The organism is Neptuniibacter caesariensis (genome assembly GCF_000153345.1).
GTDB lineage: Bacteria > Pseudomonadota > Gammaproteobacteria > Pseudomonadales > Balneatricaceae > Neptuniibacter > Neptuniibacter caesariensis.
On sequence record NZ_CH724126.1, the window covers coordinates 429,979 to 448,580 of the forward strand.

10 protein-coding genes are annotated in these 18,602 nt (G+C 49.7%); 7 read left to right on the top strand and 3 right to left on the bottom strand.

The features are described 5' to 3' along the window. Nucleotides 1-4: 4 nt before the first annotated feature. On the top strand, nt 5-3,079 hold the full coding sequence (locus tag MED92_RS11720; RefSeq protein ID WP_007021760.1) for an efflux RND transporter permease subunit: 3,075 nt from the start codon (nt 5-7) through the stop codon (nt 3,077-3,079). Between the two features lie 64 nt (nt 3,080-3,143). Here the strand turns inward: MED92_RS11720 and elbB are convergent, their stop codons facing one another. Next, entirely contained in the window at nt 3,144-3,797 is a 654-nt protein-coding gene (gene elbB, locus MED92_RS11725) for an isoprenoid biosynthesis glyoxalase ElbB (protein ID WP_007021761.1), read from the bottom strand. Nucleotides 3,798-3,981: 184 nt separating this feature from the next. On the opposite strand from elbB, the gene hemB reads away from it, so the two are divergent. Together hemB and ppk1 are read left to right on the top strand one after the other, a co-directional pair. Then, a complete protein-coding gene (gene hemB, locus MED92_RS11730; RefSeq protein WP_007021762.1) occupies nt 3,982-4,992 on the top strand; it encodes a porphobilinogen synthase in 1,011 nt (336 codons plus the stop codon). 57 nt (nt 4,993-5,049) lie between these two features. Continuing rightward, a complete protein-coding gene (gene ppk1 / locus MED92_RS11735) occupies nt 5,050-7,200 on the top strand; it encodes a polyphosphate kinase 1 (RefSeq protein WP_007021763.1) in 2,151 nt (716 codons plus the stop codon). A gap of 297 nt (nt 7,201-7,497) precedes the next feature. On the opposite strand, the gene MED92_RS18610 is transcribed toward ppk1, so the two are convergent. Continuing rightward, entirely contained in the window at nt 7,498-9,015 is a 1,518-nt protein-coding gene (locus MED92_RS18610) for a diguanylate cyclase domain-containing protein (RefSeq protein ID WP_007021764.1), read from the bottom strand. Between the two features lie 73 nt (nt 9,016-9,088). Continuing rightward, nucleotides 9,089-9,931 (bottom strand): SDR family oxidoreductase, encoded by an 843-nt coding sequence (locus MED92_RS11745; RefSeq protein WP_007021765.1) that lies wholly within the window; start codon nt 9,929-9,931, stop codon nt 9,089-9,091. 50 nt (nt 9,932-9,981) lie between these two features. Here MED92_RS11745 and MED92_RS11750 point away from each other — a divergent pair, with 50 nt between their 5' ends. From MED92_RS11750 to MED92_RS11765, 4 genes are read left to right on the top strand one after another with little or no spacing between them, the layout of a single operon-like run. Next, the gene (locus MED92_RS11750; RefSeq protein ID WP_007021766.1) at nt 9,982-10,887 is read left to right on the top strand and encodes a hydrogen peroxide-inducible genes activator; all 906 of its coding nucleotides are present in this window, start codon (nt 9,982-9,984) and stop codon (nt 10,885-10,887) included. Continuing rightward, nucleotides 10,884-12,962, top strand: coding sequence for an ATP-dependent DNA helicase RecG (recG, locus tag MED92_RS11755; protein WP_007021767.1), 2,079 nt, complete (start codon nt 10,884-10,886; stop codon nt 12,960-12,962). Before MED92_RS11750 ends, recG begins: the two co-directional genes overlap by 4 nt. Before the next feature lie 51 nt (nt 12,963-13,013). Beyond that, nucleotides 13,014-13,526: a DUF501 domain-containing protein gene (locus tag MED92_RS11760; protein WP_007021768.1), complete on the top strand. Its 513-nt coding sequence runs from the start codon at nt 13,014-13,016 to the stop codon at nt 13,524-13,526. Nucleotides 13,527-13,568: 42 nt separating this feature from the next. Beyond that, nucleotides 13,569-18,596, top strand: coding sequence for a laminin G domain-containing protein (locus MED92_RS11765; RefSeq protein WP_040662642.1), 5,028 nt, complete (start codon nt 13,569-13,571; stop codon nt 18,594-18,596). Nucleotides 18,597-18,602 lie beyond the last annotated feature (6 nt).

Genomic DNA, 18,602 nt, shown 5'->3' on the forward strand with positions numbered 1-18,602 from the left:
CCTAATGATGATGCGACTGTTTAAAAACCATGTGCTGGCTAACCTGACCTTTGTACTGGTTCTGGTCATCGGTTTTCTTTCTTACAACCTGCTGCCCAGGCAACAGGATCCGACCATCAACTTTAACTGGGTTGTGGTGACTACTGTACTGCCCGGAGCTAGTGCTGACGACATTGAAAAACGTATCACTGACCCACTGGAAGACGCGATTCGCAATGTATCTGATATTAAATTTGCCTCGTCGAATAGTCGCGAAGCTGTTTCTAGCCTGCTGATCCGTTTTGAAGATATTAATGAGCGTACCTTCGATAAGCGTATTAATGATCTGCGTCGGGAAATTCAGAATGTAGAAGATGAGCTGCCAGCTAATGCCATTGACCCGGTTATTCTGGAGATCACCAGTGCCAATGCTTTCCCTAGTGTCACGGTTGCCGTCACTGCTCAGGATGACGATGAAAATCTTCGCATCCAGTCGCGAAACATTGAGGAGGACCTGGAACGGCTATTAGGGGTGGATCGGGTAGATCCAGTCGGCCTTGACGACCCTGAATTGCAGATCAACTTTGACCCTGCCGCGTTACAGGCACTGGCGTTATCACCTACTGATCTGTCAGACACCGTTTCTGTTTGGTTCAGAGATATCTCGGCTGGCAGTGTCGATGTCGGTGGGCAGGCCTGGTTGGTCAGGATGGTTGGGCGAAGCGCTAATCCTGATCAGGTTAAGCAAATTCCATTGATCGGTCAGCAGGGTGAAGAGATTACCCTGGGGCGGGTTGCTGATGTTCTTCAAACTCGGGAGAAGGCGACTCAGGATGCCATTATCGATGGCAAGCCTGCGGTGGTGTTGGCGGTGATGAAAAAAGCCAATGCCAACACGATTGACCTGGTTGAGCGGGTCAAAGTGTACATGGATCAGCGTAATGAACTGGCTGAAGCCACGGGGGTAAAGCTGGTCTTGGTGGATGATCAGACCATCCCAACCCGGGAGGCGATCACCTTGATGCAGAACAACGCCTTGATTGGTCTGTTACTGGTGTTGTTAGTCGCCTGGTTATTCCTGGGCGCACATATCGCTTTTCTGACTGCCATCGGTATCCCATTTATCTTAGCGGGCACCTTCTGGGTGCTGTGGGGAATGGGCGAAACGCTCAATGTCACTGTGCTTTTAGGTGTAGTGATTGTATTGGGTATGTTGGTGGATGATGCGGTTGTGGTGGTTGAGGCGATATATCACCGGATGCAGCAAGGGGTCCCGCCCTATGAGGCCACTATCGCCTCGTTGCGAGAGGTTGGCAGGCCGGTAACCAGTGCGGTGCTAACAACCATAGCCGCTTTTATGCCGCTGATGCTCTTACCAGGGATACTCGGTGATTTTATGCGGGTTATTCCGATGGTTGTCACCATTGCGCTGGCGATCTCTTTGGTAGAGGCATTTTGGATGTTGCCTGTACACGTGAGTGTTGCACGCATTAATTTCGAAAAGCCCGGGCGAATGCAGCGCTTTCGGGTGCGAATGACTCATAAGATTCAGATCACTTATGTGCGCGCCTTGATCAAGGCGATGCGTAAGCCCCTGCTGACATTTAGTTTGATTGGTACCTTGTTTATTGGGGCGATGGGGGCACTGGGCGCAGGTTTGATTAAGTTGGATTTCTTTGCTTCGGACCCGCTACGTCTGTTCTACGTAAATATAGAGATGGCTCCCCAAACCTCACTGCCGGCGACCCTCGAGAAAGTCAAAGAGCTGGAAACCATCGTGAGCAAGCATCTCAAGGAAGAGGATGTACGTGCTGTGGTAGGTTATGCCGGGCAGCAGTTCACTGAGACGGCCCCTATGTTTGGTGAGCATTATGGGCAAGTGCTGGTCGGCCTGCAGCCGAAGACGGAGAATAATCGTTCAGTCGATGAGCTGTTAGCGGCGGTACGAGAGGATGTATTGGCTCTGCCTGGACCCGTAAATATCACCTTCCTGCGCCTGGCTGGCGGCCCGCCAGTTTCGAAACCTATTAGTATCAAAGTACGAGGTGATGAGTATGCAGAGATTCGCTCTGCGGCGAATGCGCTGCAAACTTATATGGACAGTGTACCGGAAATAACTGACATCACTGATGATGCCGGTGGCGGACGTATGACCTTGACCCTAAAAGCCGATTACGATGCGATCACCCAGGCGGGCTTGAACCCATTGGATGTGATTCGCACGGCTCAGCTGTTGGTGGATGGTGAAGTGGTTGCCGATATGCAGCATGACGGTGAGAAGCTGGAAGTCCGAGTCAGGGCTAAACCGCAGGTTTACACCGATATCGATCAACTACTGGATTTCAGCTTACCACTGCCATCGGGTGAGCTGATGCCACTATCGCGCTTGGTTAGCTTTGAGCGTGAACAGTCATTGGGCAATATTCGTCACTATAACTTCCGTCGTGCCATTACGGTAGAAGCGGATCTGGTACCCGATTCTATTGATACAGTGACGGCCAACAATATGGTCATAGAGCACTGGAATACCCAATTGCAGGTTCAGTACCCCAATCTGGATCTGGATTTCTCCGGTGAACTCGACGACATTCAGGAGAGTATGGATGCTATTGGGATTCTGTTCCTGTTTGGTATCGGCCTGATGTATCTGATTCTGGGTACACAGTTCTCCAGTTACTGGCAACCTTTCATGATTCTGATGACAATTCCGATGGCGTTCACCGGGGTTGTGATGGGGCTTCTGATCACCCAGAATCCGTTGAGCCTGTTCACCATGTATGGTGTCGTAGCCCTTGCCGGGATCGCGGTTAACGCAGCCATTGTGCTGATTTCTGCGGGTAATCAACGTCTGGATCAAGGGATGTCGGTGAAGCACGCGACCTTGTATGCCGCGCGGCGACGCGTGATCCCTATACTGATCACCTCGCTGACGACGATTGCGGGTCTTTCCTCATTGGCTACCGGGTTAGGGGGGCATTCATTGATCTGGGGGCCGGTTGCTACAGCTATTGTTAGCGGTCTGGCTTTCTCTACAGTGTTAACCCTGTTCCTTATCCCGATGCTGTATCGGATCTTTATGCAGTGGTCACACCGGAGTTAATAAAGTAACGATCGCTGCGTGATGCTTGAACGCAGCGATCAGAGGGTGACAGGGTATCGATTGGCTAAGCCATCTCGATAACCTGATCAACCAGTTTACGGATACCTGAAGCGGCTTCAGTAATTGAGCCCGCCAGCATATAGGCGGGTGTGGTAACCAGCTTACGTTCACTGTCGATCACGATCTCGTTAACGCCGCAATCCTGATGTTTACCGCCCATCGCTTCGATTGCCGCTGCGGTGTCTGCATCGTTGCCGATAGTGCATGTAGCACCTTCACCAAACAGAACGGGCGTCATCGCCGGAGCGATGCAGATCAGACCAACGGGTTTACCTGCCTTATGCATCGCCTGAGTGAAGTTGATCACATCAGGGTTCACCTGGCACTCAGCGCCTTTTACCGCAAAGTCTGAAAGGTTTTTGGCGGCGCCAAACCCGCCGGGAATAATCAAAGCGTCGTAGTCTTGAGCATTAGCAGTTGCCAGGTCGATGATTTCACCGCGGGCGATTCGAGCCGCCTCAACCAAAACATTACGGCTTTCTCCCGTTGCCTCTTCTCCCGTCAGGTGATTGACCACATGCATCTGATCAATATTGGGGGCCATACATTGAGAAACAGCCCCTCGCTCGGCGATCTGCAATAGGGTGAGGACTGATTCATAAATCTCTGCACCATCGTAAACACCACAGCCGGATAAAATTACCGCGATTTTTTTCATCTTTCCTGACTCCTTTCTCTAACCTTATGCGTTCGGTCATACACTTTTGTGCCCAGATTACGATAAGATTCAGTTTATTACTATGAAGATGAGCCCGTAGTATTTTCAGTCTTTCAGCTAGACTGTCATATGTTTGTCATCTTTTTTCTGTCCAATTTACAACTGCTTTCATAAGGAAGTTGCCGTGTCCTTTAACAACAGCCAACGTTTTTACCCCGAAACCCGTATGCGTCGCATGCGTGCCAACGACTTTTCTCGTCGCCTGATGCGCGAGAGTGTCTTAACACCGGATGATCTGATCTACCCAGTGTTTGTTATCGAAGGCCAGAATGAGACTGAACAGGTTGCATCTATGCCTGGTGTTGAACGTTTGAGTATCGATCTGTTAGTCAAAGAGGCAAAGGAACTGGCTGCTTTGGGTGTCCCAGCAATGGCTTTGTTCCCGGTGACACCGATGGATGCGAAGTCTGAGTTTGCGGAAGAGTCATATAACCCTGATGGACTTGCTCAGCGCGCAGTAAAAGCGATTAAAGATGCTTGTCCTGAAATGGGCATCATGACCGATGTTGCTTTGGACCCATTCACGACCCACGGTCAGGATGGAATCATTGATGAGCAGGGGTACGTGTTGAATGATCGCACGGTGGACACGCTGATCAAGCAGGCGGTTTCGCATGCAGAAGCGGGCGCCGATATCGTGGCTCCCAGCGACATGATGGATGGCCGTGTTGGTGGTATTCGTGATGAGCTTGAAAGCAATGGGTTTGTGAACACGCTTATTATGGCTTATTCGGCCAAGTATGCGAGTGCTTACTACGGCCCGTTTCGTGATGCGGTAGGTTCCGCAGCAAACATCGGTAAAGGTAACAAGTTTAGTTATCAGATGGATCCGGCGAACAGTGACGAAGCACTGCATGAAGTCGCTCTGGATCTGGCTGAAGGCGCCGATATGGTGATGGTAAAACCGGGTATGCCTTATCTGGACATCGTTCGCCGAGTGAAAGATGAACTGAAAGCTCCAACCTATGTGTATCAGGTGAGTGGTGAGTATGCGATGCATATGGCCGCTTTCCAGAACGGCTGGTTGGATGAGAAGAGTGTCACACTGGAATCACTGGTCGCCTTTAAGCGTGCTGGGGCTGATGGTGTGCTGACCTATTTTGCCAAGCGTGTTGCGCAGTGGCTTAACGATTAATTATCCCTCTAATTAGCAGGGATCGATTGGATTTTATAAGGATAGAGGCTATCTGGAATGGTTGAGATGGTAGAGCAGAGCGAAGCTGCGGCGGCGTTGTTGGAAAGTCGTGAAAGTGTAGCAATCACTGAGCAGGAAGTTGAAGAAACGCCGGTTGATCTTAAAGTGCCCGAGCTCTATATCAACCGAGAGTTGAGCCATCTACAGTTCAACATCCGTGTTCTGGAGCAGGCGCTGGAAGAGAACCATCCGCTATTGGAAAGATTGATGTTCCTGTTGATCTTCTCCAGTAACCTGGATGAGTTTTTCGAGATCCGTGTTGCTGAGCAGATGACCCAGCTGAAATATGGCCGTGAGGCTGTAGGACCGGATGCGATGCATCCTCGTACCGTGTTGGAGCGTATTAGTGAGATCTGCCATCTGACCGTTGATCGTCAGTACAAAATCCTTAACGAAACGATCTTCCCTGAACTGCAAAAAGAGAATATTCATTTCATCCGCCGCCGCCTTTGGACTCCGGAGCAGCGTGAGTGGGTACAGACCTATTTCCATGAAAAAGTAGTGCCGGTGATCAGCCCGGTAGGGCTGGATCCTTCACACCCCTTCCCGCGTCTGGTTAACAAGAGTCTTAACTTCATTGTTGAGTTAGATGGTAAGGATGCGTTTGGCCGTGAAACAGGCATGGCGATTATCCCGGCACCTCGCTCATTGCCTCGCCTGATCCGTCTGCCGGATGAGCTGTGTGATGGTGGAGATAACCTGATCTTCCTGTCGTCGATCATCCATGAGTTTGCTGATGAGCTTTTCCCAGGGATGACGGTGGAAGGTTGTTATCAGTTCCGTATCACCCGTAATGCCGATATGACCTTTGATATGGAAGAGGTTGAGGATTTGGCAAATACCTTACGTGGTGAGCTGCATTCCCGTAAGTACGGTGATGCTGTTCGTCTGGAGGTTGATCAGCGTACCCCTGAAGAGCTAATCGAGTTCTTGCAGAAAGAGTATAAGCTGGATGAATCACAGACTTATCGCGTTGATGGTCCGGTCAACCTGACCCGTCTGATGGCGGTACGTGACCTGGTTGAGCGCAATGAATTACGTTGGAAGCCTTTCTCTCCTGGTGTTCCGGGTAAACTGAAAGGCGACAATATCTTTGAGGCGCTTAAACAAGCTGACCAATTGCTGTTGCATCCGTTCCAGTCGTTTACCCCCGTTGTGGATCTGCTGCGTCAGGCGGCTAAAGACCCTGATGTGGTAGCGATCAAGCAGACGCTTTATCGTACCGGGGTTAAGTCAGATATCGTTAATGCCTTAGTTGAGGCTGCGCGAAGTGGTAAAGAGGTGACGGTCGTCATCGAGCTGCGAGCGCGTTTTGATGAAGAGAGTAACCTCCATCTTGCTGCCCGTTTGCAGGAAGCAGGCTGTCTGGTGGTGTATGGGGTAGTGGGCTACAAATGTCACGCCAAGGCGATGCTCATTGTCCGTGAAGAGGGTAACCGATTGGTGCGTTATTCCCACTTGGGTACCGGTAACTACCACTCCGGCACCGCGCGTTTGTACTCTGATTACAGTTTCCTAACGGCCGATCAGGATGTGGGTGAAGATGTGCACAAGGTCTTCCAGCAGCTAACGGGTATGGGCAAGATTCAGAAACTGAAGAAGCTCTACAATGCGCCCTTTACTCTGCATGCGAAGATGATTGAACTGATCCGTCGTGAAGCACGTTTGGCTAAATCTGGTAAACCGGGCCATATCATGGTGAAGGTCAATGGCCTGACGGAACCGAAGATGATTCGTGCTCTTTATGAAGCCTCTGCTGCAGGGGTGAAGGTCGAGTTAATTATCCGTGGTATGTGCCGTCTTCGTCCAGGGATTGAGGGTTTGTCAGATAACATACAGGTGCGCTCGATTATCGGTCGTTTCCTTGAACATACCCGTGTTTACTATTTTGGTAATAACGGTAAACCAGACGTGTTCTGTGCCAGTGCTGACTGGATGGAGCGTAATATGCTCAACCGAGTTGAAACCGGTTTTCAGGTATTTGGTAAGCATGGCGAGCGTCTCAAGCGCGAGCTGGATTACTACATGCAGGACAACTGTCAGAGCTGGGAACTACAGGCGGATGGCAGTTATATTCAGAACCATCCTGCAGAAGGTGAAGAGCTGTTCTCAGCCCAGCAAGCGTTGCTGGATGAGTTCGCTAAGTAAGCTGACAAATCAGGAAATAAAGCCGCGCTCCAGCATTTATCTTAAATAAACATTGTAGCGAGGCACGCCCCGTGCCGATAATGAGTTATTTCGGCACGAGGTCGTGCCTCGCTACGTAATTGTCTTTCACCATGTTGATGGTTCAGGCATAAAAAAATCCGATATTGTTAACAATATCGGATTTTTTATTGAGCCCATCGTTGGCTCAATGGCTCAATGGCTCAATGGCTCAATGGCTCAATGGCTCAATGGCTCAATGGCTCAATGCGAATCGAAGTGTGCAACTACGAAGCTTTTTTATGCGGCATTGTCTTCCAGTAAAGACGCGCTTTGAACAACGCATTGATTGCGGCTGTTCTTCGCTAAATAAAGGGCTTTATCAGCCTCGGCATAGAGCAGAGCCTTATCTGGATTGTCGGATCCTCTCGTCCAGAAAGCACCAATAGAGATCGTGACAAAGCCGCTGACATCACTCTTACTGTGCGGGATCTCCAGTGCTTCGACCTTTTCCCGGATGCTATCCAGAAATACCTGACTTTGTTGCAGATCCTGATCGGCGATAACGATGGCGAACTCTTCCCCACCTATACGGAAAGCGAAGTCTGTAGGGCGTCGCAAACATTCCAGAATGCAGTCAGCCACCATCCGTAGCGCTTTATCCCCTTGCGGGTGTCCGTAGGTATCGTTATAACGTTTGAAGAAGTCTACATCCAGAATGGCCAGTGTAATCGGCCTGTTGTGTCGGTAAGCCTGCTTAATTTCACGCTGCAAAACTTCTTCGAAGCTACGGCGATTCGGTAGCGTAGTGAGCTTATCGGTGATCGACAGCTTTTTGCTGGTGGAATCCTGAAGTAGGTTAGTAAACCCAGTGACCTTGAAGTTTTCATCGAGCGTAGGCAGTACCCGAGAGCTCGCCCAGTGCAGCAATCCGTCAGGTGCAATATGGCAGATTTCGCCCTGCCATGCTTTGCCAGTTCTAATTGTGCGCCAGATCTTTTCCGAAAGATCGTTTTGATTATCGGAGTTATCAAAGAAATGGCTGGGCTTTCCTATCATCTCCTCTTTCGTTGTGCCCAGAAACCGGCAAAGTGCATTGCTGGCATCTAGCACGACGCCTTCAGTATCCATGGTTGCCATCATAATGTTCTGATCAACCAGATGCTCACGAAGCCCCAGTTCTTTCTGGGCTTTCTGTATACGGGCGATAACTTTGAACGCGATGAGAATAGAGAAGATCAGGGTCAGAAAGCTGATGGTGGAAACCACATAGATAGAATGGTCGCGATTGCTCGCAGACTGGGAGCGGAACTCGTCAGCTTTTTTGCGGGCAAACAGGACAAATTCGTGGACCTCACCAAGCAGTTTGTCCACATGTTGTGCGCCACGGGTTTTGGTAATAATTGCCGCAGCTTCGGTCTCTCCAGCCAGCGCCAGATTGGCAACCTCATCGCGAATGTTCTTCCACTCGATAAAGGTTTGATAGGTCTGCTTTATTTGTGATTTATTGCCAAGGAAGCGCTCAAAGATGATATCGAACTCTTTAAGCACCTTTTGTTCGTGAGTGTGGACTTGTTCAAGTGTGGCGCGAACCTGTTCCGGCGTTTTAGCCAGCACTACATCCTTCATGTCCCTGTGCATAGCAAACACCAGGGTCTGAATTGACTGCCCTGCATTGCTCACAGCAAAGGGGTGATTGTAGATGTTTTCTACATCCTTAGAGATGTTGTTCAGATGGAAAAGGCTGAAACCGCCCAACCCAATCATCAAAGAGATGATGAAAACAAAACCAAATATTAAATTGCGATACGGCTGCATACTACTTAATTGGTTAATTAAAGGTCGGGCAGTTTATCAAATAGCTTTATTTTGAATGAGCGTTACAGAATTTTTAGTTGATCAGGGTTTTATATCCGGTTTTAAAGTCAGGATAGATAAACTGATAGCCACTTTCTTTCAGGCGTTTATTGCTACAGCGTTTACTGCCGGAAAACCGCGTGACCGATTTAGATTGCATAGATGCGTTAAGCTCACCGGCAAGCCAGTGGGTGATTTCATGCATGCTACAAGGATGATCATCCGACGCCAGATAACATTTATCCACAGGATGGCCTTCAAATACCCGATTGACCAGATGAGCCACCACTCCAGCGCAGTCGTCACGATGGATACGGTTACTGTATTGCAGGGGTGATTCCGGTGCCAGATTTCCTTCACGAACCTTATTAATCAGATAACCTCTGCCCGGTCCATAGATACCACTAAAGCGAACGACTGTGGCGGGGATACCCTGAGCATGAAGGAGTTGTTCGGCCTCGAGCATAACCTGCCCGCTGAACCTTTGGGGCTCGCAAGGGCTTTCTTCATCTACCCAGCTATGGTCATTCTGATGGTAGACACCGGTGCTCGAAGTAAAAAACAGGTGTGATGGGGTCATTGGCAGTGCTGCGAGTGTGTTTTTTAACCCATCCACATACGCTGAGCGATATCCCTCCTCTGTAGAGGTGGAGGCAGAGGCGGCATAAACCAGTATGTCGTATTGCTCAATTTGCTTAAGAGATTGTTTTAACGCATCTAATTGCGTCAGATCAGCGCTAATTCCTTGGATGCCCTGAGGTAGCTGGTTTATATTACGACGCAGGCCTATGACTTTATGACCCGCTTTGTTAAGTAGTTGTCCAATCGCGGAACCTACATCGCCACACCCGGCGATAACGATAGTTTTTGTCTGCATAAAGCCTCCGGTCAGATATAGTAGGGCATCATAACAAAGGAAAGCGTTCAATGACTCTCACCGAATTGCGTTATATCGTCACCCTGGCTCGCGAACAGCACTTTGGTCATGCGGCCGAGAAGTGTTTTGTTAGTCAGCCAACCTTGTCGATCGCAGTAAAAAAACTGGAAGAGGAACTGGGTGTTCCTTTGTTTGAACGCAGTAAAAACTCGGTCAGAGTTACCCCGGTTGGTGAGAAAGTTGTTCAGCAGGCCCAGCGTGTTCTTGAGCAGGCAGATACGATTAAAGATCTCGCGCAGGAAGGGAAGGATCAACTAAAAAGCCCACTGCGGGTGGGTGCCATCTATACCATCGGTCCTTATCTGTTCCCTCATCTTGTTTCGGAAGTTCAGAAACTGGCGCCCGATATGCCGCTCTATATCGAAGAGAACTTTACTGAAAACCTGCGGGTGAAGATTCGTAATGGTGAGCTGGATGCGGTTATTCTGGCATTGCCTTTCCATGAACCGGATATTCTCACGCGCCCGCTTTACGAAGAGGATTTCGAAATGCTGATGCCAAAAGGTCACCCCTGGGCACAGCAGGAACGGATTAATAGCGAAGAGTTACCTAATACGCCTTTGTTACTGCTGGGTGAGGGCCACTGTTTCCGTGATCAGGTGTTGGAGTCCTGTCCTACGTTGACCCAGGCACTGCATGATCAGCATACGATCACCGAGGGGAGTTCCCTTGAAACCATTCGTATGATGGTGGGCTCGGGCCTTGGATGTTCGGTCTTACCGCAGTCAGCTGTGTATGGACCTTCCTCCTCTGCGCTCGTTGAGACCCGCCCATTTAAAGAACCTGTACCTCAGCGCACGGTAGGTGTTGCTTGGCGTGCCAGTTTCCCAAGGCCGCAGGCGATCGATGTTTTGGTTGAAGCGGTAGGTAAGTTCAATCCGGCAGGTAGCCGATGACCCAACAGCTTGCCCAGATACCTGTTTCTGAGCTCAAAGGGGTTGGGACAGCGCTTGAGTTAAAGCTGCACAACCTGGGTATCAGAACCATTCAGGATCTGCTGTTTCATCTGCCGTTACGTTATCAGGATCGTACCCGTATTGTGCCTATTGGCTCGTTGCGCCCTAGTGATGAGTCGGTGATTGAGGGCGAAGTAAAAATTGCTGATATCAGCCGGGGTAAGCGACGCAGTTTGCTGTGCCGGATACAGGATGGCACAGGCACGCTGACCTTAAGGTTTTTTCATTTTTCTGCTGCACAAAAGAATAACCTGAAACCGGGCACCCGTATCCGTTGTTTTGGAGAAGCCCGTACGGGCGCAAGCGGTTTAGAAATTGTTCATCCCGAATACAAAAAAGTGGATAGTGATGAGTTAGTGCCGGTTGAAGAGTGCCTGACCCCTATTTACCCAACCACCGAAGGGCTGCACCAGGGGCGCCTTCGTGCCTTAACCGATCAGGCTCTTGATTATCTGAAGCGGGGGGCGTTGCAAGAACTGATTCCTGAACAGCTTCGCCAGGGTTGGAAGTTTCCGGGTTTGAATGATGCGGTTGCCTATCTACACCGTCCTCCGGTCGATGTTGACCAGCATCTATTACTGGAAGGGTTACACCCTGCGCAGCGTCGCCTGGCTTTTGAAGAGCTGGTGTCCCATCACCTTTCTTTGTTGAAGCTCCGCCAGAAAACCCGCAAAAAAGGTGCGCCTGAACTTCCCGGTAATGGGGATCTCGTTAAGCCATTTTTGCAGCAGTTACCCTTTCCGCTGACCGGGGCGCAACAGCGGGTCAGTCAGGAAGTGGCTAGAGATCTTGCTCTGCCTTATCCCATGCTGCGTTTGGTACAGGGGGATGTGGGCTCGGGTAAAACTGTGGTGGCTGCATTGGCGGCATTGCAGTCGGTTGAAAGCGGTTTGCAGGCTGCGGTGATGGCTCCCACTGAGATTCTTGCCGAGCAGCACTTTATCAACTTTAGCAACTGGCTGGAGCCGCTCGGCATTAAAGTCGCCTGGTTGGCAGGTAAGCTCAAAGGTAAACAGCGTAAAACCCAACTGGAAGCGATCCGAGAAGGTGAAGCGCGGGTTGTTGTAGGAACCCACGCCCTGTTTCAGGAAGAGGTGGTATTCTCTGACTTGGGATTGGTGGTGATCGACGAACAGCATCGCTTCGGTGTGCATCAGCGTCTGTCGTTGCGTGAAAAGGGGCGAAATGGCGAGTTGGCCCCCCATCAATTGATTATGACAGCTACACCGATTCCGCGAACTCTAACCATGAGTGCCTACGCCGACCTGGATTGCTCGATTATTGATGAATTGCCACCTGGCAGAACACCTGTAAATACAGTTGTGATCGCGGACAATCGCCGTGATGAAGTGATTCAGAGGGTCCGCAAAGCCTGTGCCGAAAAACGCCAGGTTTATTGGGTCTGCACCTTGATCGAAGAGTCTGAAGCCCTGCAGTGCCAGGCAGCGGAAGTGACTGCAGAACAACTCACGGAAGCGCTACCAGAGCTGCGTATCGGCCTGGTTCATGGGCGAATGAAACCGGCCGAAAAAGCCGACATTATGCAGAAGTTTAAAAGTGCTGAGTTAGATCTCTTAGTAGCCACTACGGTGATCGAAGTGGGGGTTGATGTCCCGAACGCCAGCGTCATGATTATTGAAAACCCGGAGCGTTTAGGTTTAGCACAGCTTCATCAGCTCAGAGGCAGGGTTGGACGAGGCTCGGTCGAGAGTTTTTGTGTGCTGATGTATCAGGCTCCGCTCTCCAATCAGGGGCGGGAACGTTTAGCGGTCATGCGTGAAACGACGGATGGCTTCCGTATCGCCGAGAAAGATCTGGAACTGCGTGGGCCTGGAGAGGTCTTAGGTACACGTCAGACCGGTGTCATGCAGTTTAAAATGGCTGACTTGCAACGGGATTCAGATATGTTGGATAAGGTAAAAATGCTTGCACAGCAGTTGCAGGAGTGGCCCGACTTTGCTGACTCTATTGTTGAGCGTTGGCTAGGCCGTGGTGAAGATTACGGTAATGTATAATTAAAGGGTTACCCTTTATTTTTGAATAGATATAACTTGAGAGTAGTCACTTTGATAAAACCAACAGAGCAGCAGTTAGAGATCATTCGCCAACAGTTGGGGCGTGAACCCCGAGGCCTGGCGGGTATTGCTGTGCAGAATGATTCCGGCGTCCCTTTGGTTTTAAAGATGGATGCGTTGGTGGATGATAAGCCATTCCCAACCTTGTTCTGGTTGGCCAGTAAAGATATCTACCAAGCCATTGCTGAGATCGAAACGGCCGGTGCGGTGAAAGAACTTGAGAAAGAGCTGGCGGAGAATGAGTCGCTACGGGCTGAGCATCTGGCTGACCAGCAGCGCTATGTCGATCTGCGCTGGGCCACGGTTACAGATCAGCAAAAAGCACGGATCGAGGAATTAGGTTTTACGCCGCTATATACTAAATACGGGATCGGCGGTATTTCGCAGTGGGATAAGATTCGCTGTTTGCATATGCAGTATGCTTATCATTTGGCTGAAGGCAGCGCGATTGGCCGTATTCTGGATGAGCGTTATGGCCTTGCTGAACTAAAGGCGGAGCAGTAGTCTCCGCTTAACTTTTATCACCTTACTAAAGAGGTCATAGGCATGATGCGGAAAAGAAGTATGCCGCAATTCTGGACAGTCAGTCTTTTCCTGATATTCCTTTGCCTGTTTTTGCGCTCCGCAAATGCTGCAACGGTGACCTATGATTTCAGCGCAGGTAGCCATACCTCTTATGCGGGTGATAATAGCTCGTTAACTTCTACCAGTGGTTTATCCACCTTTAACGATTCCAGAATCAATTTTAGCGATGGCTCCTATGCTGGTATTTCGGCCAGCCGTAGCAACTATCCTAAAATGCTTTATAGCTTCTCTATCAGCGAAAGTGCATCTGACTTAAGCCAGATTACGGCTACATGGGTTGGCCGTGGGTATCACTCATCTAATGGTCAGAATGGCGCTATTCTCTATATCCGTAATTACAGTTCAGGGAGCTTCGAGCAATTAGCAACATCAAGCTCGTCTGGTTTTATCACCTTATCGGGTAGTGTCACTTCCAGCCTGTCGAACTACGTAAGTAGTGGTCAAATTCAGATCCTCTCCGTTAACCGGCGTTTCCGGCAAAACCGCAATCATTCTGTCTGGCATGATACTGACTATATAAAAATCGATCTGGAAACAAATGCTGCTACCCCAATTCCTAATCCAGAAATCGAATACCGGATGGATGAACTGCAGTGGCAGGGAACAGCCAATGAAGTCGTCGATAATACCGGTAATAACCACGATGGCACTGCGCAGGGCGGGGTTACCACTATCGAAAATGGTGCCGTATGTCGTGCTGGTGAATTTGATGGTAGTGATGATTACGTATCCGCGATCGATCTGTCTGCGCTAAGGGGTACTTCCAGTATCAGTTACTGGGTCAAGACTTCACAGGTGGGTAGCTCGGTCACATATCTTTCACCCGGAATAACGGGTATTGAGATTAACGGTAGTACCAATGATATTTTCTGGGGGTGGCTCAATAATTCAGGACGGGTTGGGGTCAGTGTTGGTGATAATCACAGTACGGTATCGGCTTCCAGCATAAACAATAATACCTGGCGCCATGTTGTTCTAACCCGCGACGCAAGCTCAGGCGCCTATCAGATCTTTATTGATGGGGCGTTAAACGCGAGTGGAACGTCTACCACCGGAACCATATCAAACTCCTTTAGCAGTATTGGGCGAATAGAAGACAATGGTGGCAGCCCCGAATATTTTCAGGGGCAGCTGGATGAGGTCCTTATCTATGACTCCGTACTGAGTGCCGCGCATGTGACTCAGATCTATACCAACCAGTCCGCAGGCAATAACTGGGATGGTACTTCCCGTACTTGCCCAGTGAACTCAGCACCGTTGCCTAAAGCCGAGTTCCGATTAGATGAACTGAGTTGGAATGGGACGCTCAATGAAGTGGTTGATTCTGTGGGAACCTATTCAGGGGAAGCTATAAATACCAGCCCGGTAGCCGGTAAGATTTGTAATGCGGCGGATTTTTCTGCCACAAATAGCAGTGGTGATGCAGATAATGCACATGACTATATCAAGCTTGATGGTGACATCTATAGCAACCAAGGTGATTTTTCTATATCCCTCTGGGTTAAAACCGCAAATACGAGCGATCAATCATTAGTTTCTGGCGCAACCAGTGGTTCATCAAACGAACTGATTATGTGGTTTACCAGCAGCACAAGCTTCACGCCCCATCTGAATAACAGTAATGGAGGAAGCGCAACGGTTGGGAACTTTGCTGATGATACCTGGCGCCATCTGGTCTGGACCCGTTCAGGTACACAAAACTGTTTGTACATGGATAAGGTCCTTCAGGGCTGTAGAACTTTGGGGGCTGCTAATATCACGCTAGCGAATAATGGCCTTGTACTTGCCCAGGAGCAGGATTCTGTAGGTGGTGGATTCGTCGGTTCTCAAGCTTTTGACGGTTTGATGGATGAAGTCTTGTTTTATGATAAAGCATTGAGCAGCGCAGAGATCACCTTTATCCATGACCTTCAGGATGCCGGGAAAAATTTAGATGGTACCGATCGATCTTGCCCTGTAGAAAACGTGACCCCGGTTGCTGATTGGCGTTTTGATGAAAATAGCTGGAGTGGTACTGATGACGTACTAGATACCAGTGGTAATAATTATCATGGTACTGCGTTCTCAACGTCGCCTAGTGATGATGCGCAATTGTGTAATTCGGCAAACCTGACCGCTTCAGGTACCTCCGATTATCTGCGTATGAATAAAGATGCATTAGATGGCCTTCGTGATTTCACGGTGATTGTCTGGGCAAAAACCACAGCAACGCAAGACTCAACCATTCTGTCAGCGGCTTCGGGTAATTCCGGGGCCGAGACCAACGAAGCGGTGATGTATTTCGATAATAACAACCGCTTTTGGCCAACTATTACCGATTCGCCTTTTGATACCAATACTCAGTTAAGTAGTACGTCCTCCTCGATGCGTGATGGGGCATGGCATCAATTAGCCTGGACGAGAACAGCCAGCTCCAGACAAAGCTGTTTCTATCTGGATGGGGTTAATCAGGGCTGTACAACCCATCCGGATGCTGATGATTCAGACCCCATCTCGGTTGCGACCAATGGTTTGATCATTGGTCAGGAGCAGGATTCTGTGGGTGGCGGCTTTGATAGTAGCCAGGATTGGGAAGGTTATCTGGATGAGATGCTAATCTTTAGCTCGGTACTGAGCCAGGCGAAGATTAGTGAGATCAGAACCAATATTATTAACTCCAATAACTGGGATGGCACGCCACGTTCCTGTCAGGCGGCAATTGACCATTACTCTATCAGCCATGATGGTACAGGTGTCACTTGCCTTCTGGAGAATGTGACCATCTCGGCACACGACAGCGCTCATACGGCTGTGGATGCTGAAGGAAAAACCGTTAACTTATCCACAACCAATGGCAAAGGTAATTGGGTGGGGATCGTCAGCGGGGGTACCGGCTTGAATAATGGCACCGCGGATGATGGCGCTGCGAGCTTTACCTTCGCCGCAGGGGCGACTTCTGCGGTGTTAACCTTTGCACATCCGGTACTTAGTGGGAATAGTGAAACCTTTGGCTTTAATGTAACCGATGGAAGCATATCCGAAACCAGTGGGAGTGCCATTGCGGCAGATGATCCGAATATTACCTATCAGCTAGCTGGATTCCGGTTTATTGATTCATCGGGAAATAGCCTGCCGCTACAGATCTCCGGTAAGGCTTCAAATGTTGCGCCTGATGCAGATACGCTTTACCTGCAGGCTGTGCGGGCATCTGATAATGATCCAAGCATTTGTACTGCGGCGTTATCTGGGAATCAAACGATTCAGTTGGCAGCCCAGTGCGACAACCCTGCTACCTGTGTCAGCGGTCAGACGTTTAACGTACAAAGTGCAAGTAACCCTGCAGTCAATATCAGTTTAAATAACGCAGCACCTGCTACGCCGGCAAGTTATTCAAACATCGTAATGACTTTTGATGCCCAAGCCCGTGCTCCGTTTGTAATGAACTACAGTGATGCAGGGCAGATGCAGTTGCATGCTAGTCACACGGTTTCGGACACTGGAGCTGTATTAACCGGTTCTTCAAATCAGTTTGTCGTCAGGCCGTTTGCTTTTGGTATTCCGTCGGTTAGTGCTTCGGGCGCCGCAATGAGCCTGCCTGCCGGTGATGAAACCGGAGGAAATGCTTTTACCTCAGCGGGCAGTGATTTTGTTGTCTCATTGAATGCCTACCGATGGAATAGTGGTGATGACGGCAACAGCGATGGCGCTCCAGATGCAGGCGCTGATGTGACAAACAATGGTGTCACGCCTAACTTTACCGGCACGGCGACATTAGCCGTAGATTCTTTTACTCCGGCGAGCGGTGTACAGGGAACTTTGAGTGGCGATGCCTCTGTGCTGTTAGATATTTATAGCAATCGAAGTGGTGCCGATGTGCCTGCTACCCTGCAATATGATGAGGTTGGCAGCATCAACCTTAGCGCTTCGATGGATGACTATCTTGGGGACAGTAATGCGGATATCGCGAGCGTATCCACCAAAATTGGTCGCTTCTATCCGGACCACTTTGCGCTACAAACAGTTACCTTAACAGCGGCTTGTACATCCGGGGCTCACTACACCTATATGCAGCAGCCCTTTGCGCAACTGGCCTATACGCTGGAAGCCAGACCTGCCGGTGTTACCGACAGTACAGGTACGAATGGTCGGATAACGCAGAATTATGATGACGACTTTTACAATGATGGCAGTTCACCCTTAACGGCGTTAATTGAGGGATTTGCGGAGAACAATGATTCCGGTGTCGATATTGGTTCCCGAGTGACCGCATATACTTCAACCACTTCTTGGCAGGATGGTGTTTATAGTGTCAGTCGCACCAATGAAACGTTCTTTAGCCGCAATGGTGCTGCTGGTGGCCTGGAGGATGGTCCGTTTAGTCAGCTACAGCTAGGTATTGGAATTGGAACGGAGCTAGATAACAGAACATTCGCGACCAGTGAATTGGATATGAACTCCAGTACCTCGGGGGATTGTGTAGCAGCGGGTAACTGTACAGCGGCTGCACTCGGTTCAGCTCAGGATCTTCGCTACGGGCGGGTCAGAATCCAATCGGCTCATGCACCGGAAACTGAAGATCTGCCTGTGCCCTTTAGCGTTGAGTACTGGAATGGTTCGGCATTTGTAACCAATGCTGATGATAGCTGCTCTGTGATCCCCGCAGGTCAGATTGAATTTAACTCGGTGGCTACCAGTACCAGCCTGGATGTGAGTTACGATCAAAATGCCGATACCGATACGACAGGCTCATTTACCGATCTCAGTGGCGGTAATGTAACGGCGAGTAATGGTAGTTTTGGCTTGCAGTTCTCAGCACCGGGCGTTGGTGTTGAGGGTAACGACAATACCGGATCTTTCCCGGTTGAAGTCTTGAACCTGGATGACTGGTTAAGGTACGACTGGAATGAGGATGGCAGTGCAGATGATGCTAATGCCCAGGATGCGATTATTACCTTTGGTCGGGCCAGAGGCAGTGATCGGATGATCTTTTGGCAGGAACGCTATCAGTAGGCCAGA